This is a genomic window from Microcoleus sp. PH2017_34_RAT_O_A, assembly GCF_020737885.1.
Taxonomy (GTDB): domain Bacteria; phylum Cyanobacteriota; class Cyanobacteriia; order Cyanobacteriales; family Microcoleaceae; genus Microcoleus.
Genome location: NZ_JAEQDD010000175.1, coordinates 1 through 5,645, shown reverse-complemented (window position 1 = coordinate 5,645; position 5,645 = coordinate 1). Strand labels below are relative to the sequence as shown.

At 42.8% G+C, this 5,645-nt stretch carries 5 protein-coding genes and 1 pseudogene; 1 reads left to right on the top strand and 5 read right to left on the bottom strand.

The window, feature by feature from the left end; all coding sequences use genetic code 11:
* The 5 genes and pseudogenes from JGK11_RS33000 to JGK11_RS32205 form a co-directional block, all read right to left on the bottom strand.
* Window positions 1-159 (bottom strand): annotated as a pseudogene (locus tag JGK11_RS33000) (RNA-guided endonuclease TnpB family protein); the annotation flags it as partial.
* A 387-nt stretch (window positions 160-546) separates the two neighbouring features.
* Window positions 547-1,314 carry a phycobilisome rod-core linker polypeptide gene (locus JGK11_RS32220; RefSeq protein WP_293183825.1) on the bottom strand — a complete coding sequence of 256 codons (768 nt, stop codon included), beginning with the start codon at window positions 1,312-1,314 and terminating at the stop codon, window positions 547-549.
* A 112-nt stretch (window positions 1,315-1,426) separates the two neighbouring features.
* Window positions 1,427-2,302, bottom strand: a complete 876-nt coding sequence (locus JGK11_RS32215) for a phycobilisome linker polypeptide (RefSeq protein ID WP_293183822.1) — start codon at window positions 2,300-2,302, stop codon at window positions 1,427-1,429.
* 201 nt (window positions 2,303-2,503) lie between these two features.
* Window positions 2,504-3,106, bottom strand: a complete 603-nt coding sequence (locus JGK11_RS32210) for a chromophore lyase CpcT/CpeT (protein ID WP_293183820.1) — start codon at window positions 3,104-3,106, stop codon at window positions 2,504-2,506.
* Between the two features lie 253 nt (window positions 3,107-3,359).
* Window positions 3,360-3,893 (bottom strand): phycobiliprotein lyase, encoded by a 534-nt coding sequence (locus tag JGK11_RS32205; protein ID WP_293183817.1) that lies wholly within the window; start codon window positions 3,891-3,893, stop codon window positions 3,360-3,362.
* 284 nt (window positions 3,894-4,177) lie between these two features.
* On the opposite strand from JGK11_RS32205, the gene JGK11_RS32200 reads away from it, so the two are divergent.
* The gene (locus JGK11_RS32200; protein ID WP_293214428.1) at window positions 4,178-5,554 is read left to right on the top strand and encodes a hypothetical protein; all 1,377 of its coding nucleotides are present in this window, start codon (window positions 4,178-4,180) and stop codon (window positions 5,552-5,554) included.
* Window positions 5,555-5,645: the final 91 nt, after the last annotated feature.

Below are 5,645 nucleotides of genomic sequence, written 5' to 3'. Positions count from 1 at the left end.
CATTTCGTTGTAATTGATATAACCCCATCCATAGACAAAACTTTGACGGATAAGGTAGTTAGCCGCGTTGTACAAATTTTTGGATTTAAAGGCTAATTCATCAATTTTAACAAAACGATTCTCGGTGGATTTAATGATGTGCCTCTCTGCTAGTTGCATTCAGACTCTCCATTTTTTGACAATCGCAATAATTCTCTCAGTTTACCATTTTGACTATATGATACTACTATTGCTTACTACTGCTTACAAACTTAATAAAGTTTTATAATACCATTTTAGAATTTAGATTTGAGAAACAGTCCTGGACGTGCTTCGACCAAATATTTTTTCCTTCTCCCCTAGATAATTAAGGCCTTCTTCTATAAATCAAGTTTTTGGCTTTTTTAAACAGAAAAAGAGCGAATAAGAAACTCGCTCTAGAGAAAGTATTAAGATACGAAACCTCAATCAAAAAAAACGATAGAAGAATCTAGCTCAGCTCATAAAGGGGAACCCAAGAAAGTTTCTAGTTATCCCCGACTCAGGCTCGCGTCATCAGTCTATGGCTTAAGCAACTTCGGTGATGCTGACAATTTTTCCGCCAGCGCGATGAATGCGCTGAATTTGCGGAGTCATCTTCCCACCAGAGACAAGATATTCAGTGTTGCTCACTCGGCGAGGGCTATCAAATTTAGCTCCTTTGACAACAATCTTGAACATTTTTTCGGTGGCATCTTTGGAAGCACTAATGCGACCGCCTGTGCTTGGTAAAGTAATTTTGTTACCACTATTACCAGCTACGAAGTCAACTAAGCGAGAAGCGGTAAAAGCACTGTCAACTCCTGCATAACCTTGATACAGGGAAAGAGTGCGATTGTAGCCAACTTGCTTTTGTCCGAGTTGACTTTTTGCGCCTTGATAATAAGGGACTGTATTCTCGCCAAATTTGTCCTCATATTCTTGACTGTCAAGGTACGAGTCAATTTCTGCATCGTAGCCTTTTTCGATACAGGTGCGAATATGCTCAGAAAGTTCTGCTTGGTCTAAGGGAGCGCGACCTAACAAATGTTTAAAGTTTAGCTCGACAAAGCGGTAGGGAGCGCATGATTCAAAATACCGACTGCGATAGAAGTCGGATTTTGCCACAGCGCGGACAAATTCCCGTACTGTCGTCCCACCATCGCACAACTGGGATTCTGCCACAGTCAGGCGTTCGCTTTCCATCACGTGGGGATTGCCGAGCACTTGCTTGTAAACTGCCCGAATTACGGCCTGTGTATCATCGGAACTGCTAGTAGACCAAAGTTCTACTGGTGCATCTAAAACCACACTCATTGAGTTTCTCCTAAGACTAAATAACGTTTCAAAACAGGGAATTAAGGATTGAAGAAAAACACGCTCAGGGAGGTAATTCCCCAAGTCGTGAAGCTAGAAGTTTAAACGGTTTCTAGTTGACAGCAGTGATGCTGGCAATTACGCCGCCTTGTTTGTGGATGCGTTGATATTCTTGGGAAAGTCTGGAAAACGGCACTACATAAACTTGGTTGCTCTGCCGAATTTTTTGAACCCGATTCTTTGCAGAAGTGCGATAGCCAGTTACTTCGATACGGAAAACCTTACCTTCGTCACCAGAAGCAACGTTGTAAACACTTTTAGCACCGCGCTGTCTATCGGGAAATGACCAACCATCTCCAACTGAACCGCCGGAAGGAGGAATGACTGCTACAGGGGTTTCTTGAATCACGTATTTGTTCAAAACTGGGGATTTTCCAGAAAGACTTCCTTTGAAATCGCTGCTGGAAGGGCCGCGCAAGAGAGCAAACATATGAGTAAACCCAACCATATTTTGTCCTGGTTGGGTTTTGTAGCCTCGGTAGTAGGGAACGATATTTTCGCCGTAGGCGTTTTGGTATTCATCGCTGTCGAGGTAAGAATCAATATCTGCCTCGTAGCCTTGAGTATCTAAGATAGTGCTATGGGTTCTCATTTCTTCTAGGCCATCCGGAGCTCGACCGAGAAGATGTTTGAAATTCAGTTCAAGAAACCGATAGCGAGGACAAGTATCGAAAAAGCGAGAACGGTAAGCGTCGGATTTTGCCAGAGCGCGGACAAATTCGCGTACACTCAATGCACCACTTTTGAATTGCGATTCAGGAATTGTTGCCCGTTCGCTTTCCATGACGTAAGCATTACCCAAAACTTGCCGGTAGACGGCACGAATAATGGTTTCTACTTCTTCTTGTGAACGTCCTGGAATCAGTTCTAAACAGGGTGTTTCTTCAAATAAACTGACTCCAAGTCGAGATGCAGGTCCAAAAACCATTTAAAAAATCTCCACTATTGTGTTATGTGAAAATTTACCATAATTGGATGTTATATTAGAAAACTTTACATAATGTAACATTCCAGGGGAGGTTGCTGTTTCACGTACTACAGGAGTTTTTTGGGGTACAGGAGTCTTTTAGGGTAATAGGTGTGGCTGTAGTATGTGCTGCGCTCGCCTGGAAATTCGTCGGCGGGAAAATTAGAGAGGCGGTAGCTCTCCGGCAAAACTTTGACGCTTTTCAAACCATAAGGAGCCATTCTCTGAGCCCCAAATCTGTTCGTGAGTATTTACATCCATACCGCGATCGAGACTGCTCCAGGTTGTTTCGGTAATTTCCACGTCGCTGATGAGGTAGGTTGAACAACCTTTTTTTTCGATGAGACACTGGTTTCCTGGTTCTACACTACCACGAAACATTTCTCCTTCTCGTTTGAAAACCATAGAGCAATTGTAGCGCCGTTGAATGCAATCTGGTTTAATTGTTTTGAGAATGCTTAATTCCCGTGCTGCTCCGGCGTATTGTACTGGATCGTTGAGACTATAATTTTCAATATAAATTTGTTCTCCTTGGTCTATTAATTTGTGGACTCCTTGACGGTAGGGAGTCCACAGATCGTGGTCATAAACCTGCTCGGAGTAAAAGCCAATGGCGTTAAAAAAATCAAATGGTAAGGGGCGGAAAAATATATGAATGTGGGCAAATTGTTGTGGTTTTTCAAAGGATTGTTTGTAGTTGCTGAAATCCCCGGCCATCCACTGAGCCAGAGTGATTAAATCATTATTTGTTTTAACTGAATTCATAAGTTTTTTTACTTTGTTATATAGCAATTATCAAGTGAGGTACGGATTAGTAATTGGTAATTGGCGGTGAGTACATCACTTGGTTGAGAACCGCTCTACCATTTATCAAAACTCTGGTTACAAAACAATTGTTCTGCTTGTTTCATCTACTCTTTAGGTAAGGTGCGTCGCTGCGATATTCTCGATTAAAATTAGGGATTGTTTGTGGCGGCGCAACTTACAAATATTGTTGCATGATTTTCGATAATTGGTATTATTTGCCGGAGAGCGATCGAATTTCTGAAGAAAATGATGCGGTGACAACTCCACTTCCTTTACTGGTTTTGATCAGGGAAACACGAAAGCGCAGGTTGGGATTGGCAAACCAAATTTTTTCTTCGGCGGCGGCGTTATCGTAGCTTGTGAGGAGGACAAAGGTGCCATCGTCTGTGATGTGATAGTCGGCGGCGGCGGGAATGGTTTCGGCATATCCTTGGTCTCGCAGTAGTTTACCGCGATTGGGGACTGTGGGATCTGGGATTGGTACGAGGATACAACTGCCTTTCATTTCAGCGTTTTCATCCCAATCTGACTGGCCTTCCCATGCCATGTGAAAGGGGTTGACTGCTTGGGCTGGGTCGATGTTGTAGGATTTGCAGAGGTCGATTACGGCAGCATCATCGGGTGAGAGTGCAACGATATCAATGACTGACTCGATCGCTTCAAAGTGTCGGAAAGTCAAGTGATGGGCGCTGCGCTGCGATCGCCACTGTCCGAGGGAATTGTCAACAAATTGCTGGATGTTCATGGAAATTATTTTACAAGCTCATTGATACAAATATTCTTTTCAATTTTTTAAGATTGACTAGAACACTACAGCTTGCGGGTAATGGCATTGTACTATGTTGTTTGAGGATGGGAGTAGAAGGACTTGAATTAAACCCCCTCAATGAATTAACGAATTTACGCCGTTTCAGCACATATATCACTCATCTCACAAAACTTGTTTCCGTATCTGAGCGAAAAACGAGTTCTTTGTTGTAAGCTGTAAGCAACAAGCAGACTCAACAACATAAGTGAGGTGAGCGAAAAATGAGCGAAAAATCTAAATCAGTCACCGTAAGTAACTCAGCCAACTACCTAATCGGCTACGAGCGGGTTCTGGATTATCTGAAGGAGGCACAGAAACAAAGCCCCAAAGGAGTAGGGCTAAAGAAAGATAGCAAGGCTAAAGGGTCTTATGTCACCCTCCAATTCAAGGTAGGTGATAAGCGGGTCAACAAGTCCTGTGGATGCAATCTGACGATACAGGGTATCTCGGACGCTCTGAGGAAAGCACATCTAATCGCAACAGCCCTAGAATCACTTTCTAGTGAAATAGAGTTCTTAAGGTGGTACGACGATGTAATCCTAGAAAAGAACGTCATCAGGAATGACCTAATAACGTTTAGTGAAGCGATAGCAAAAGTAGAAACCGGATACTGGGAAGGATATACAAAGAAGCGACAAAAGCGGGACAGCGCCAGTGTATCAGAACGAAATACCTGGCATCAGGTATACGGCAAGTTCTACAAACTGCTACCGCAAAATATAATGGTGAATTTCGCAGACATAATGTCAGTCATTAACAGCAAGAAGAAAGGCAGTAAGACTTACAAATCCTGTTTGTCTGTGATGAAAAAACTAGCGGAAACTATCGGTGACTCTCGACTGCATGAAGAATTAAGCAAGGTTGACGGCAAACAAACAATTTTTCGCGATGACTTGCAATCTGTATCAATTGAGGAATTCTTGCAACTGCGCCAGGATGTGCTAAATATTCCCACCAATGATAAGCGATATCACTTGGAATCTCGAAAAGCTTGGTTGTGGGTGTTTTCAATGCAAGCGGTGTACGGGTTGCGGGTACACGAAGTATTTGCAATCCAGAACATTGAGCAACCGTTTAAGACGAAAGATGGTGTTACAATCCCTGCATTAGGTGACCCTAGAAACACAAAAATGTTAGCAGTAGTAGGGGATAAAACAGCACTGGATACCACAACTAAAACGGGCTACCGCTTAACTATACCGATGTTGCCACCTACTCACCCTGACTTGATAGAGCAGTTAGAGCTTAAATCAGGCTCGCCACCACAGCTCAATATAGTTTCAACTAATCCGCAAACAATAGTCGGAAAATACATTAAATCGGCTCGAAATTGCTTAGAAAGTTGGAGCAAGTTTACGCAAACTCATGCGCTGCGTCACCTATGTAACCTCAATGGAATGATGGGCGGAGTAAGTCTTGAAACTCGCGCTATGAGTCTAGGTCACAGCCCAACAATGAATGACACGGTTTATAAAAAACGACAAACTACAAAAACCACCATCGACCTGTTAACCAAGTCAAACAACCAAGCCATCCCGTTAAGTTCCGCTATTAAGGTACTCAAACAAATGGGTAACAAACAAGATTTGATTGCTTAGAGGCCTCCACAAAAAGAATGATCCAATAGCTATGTGGGTTTAGCGAAAATTTCCACAAACCATTTGTGAAGATTGGGCAGACGATTTATCT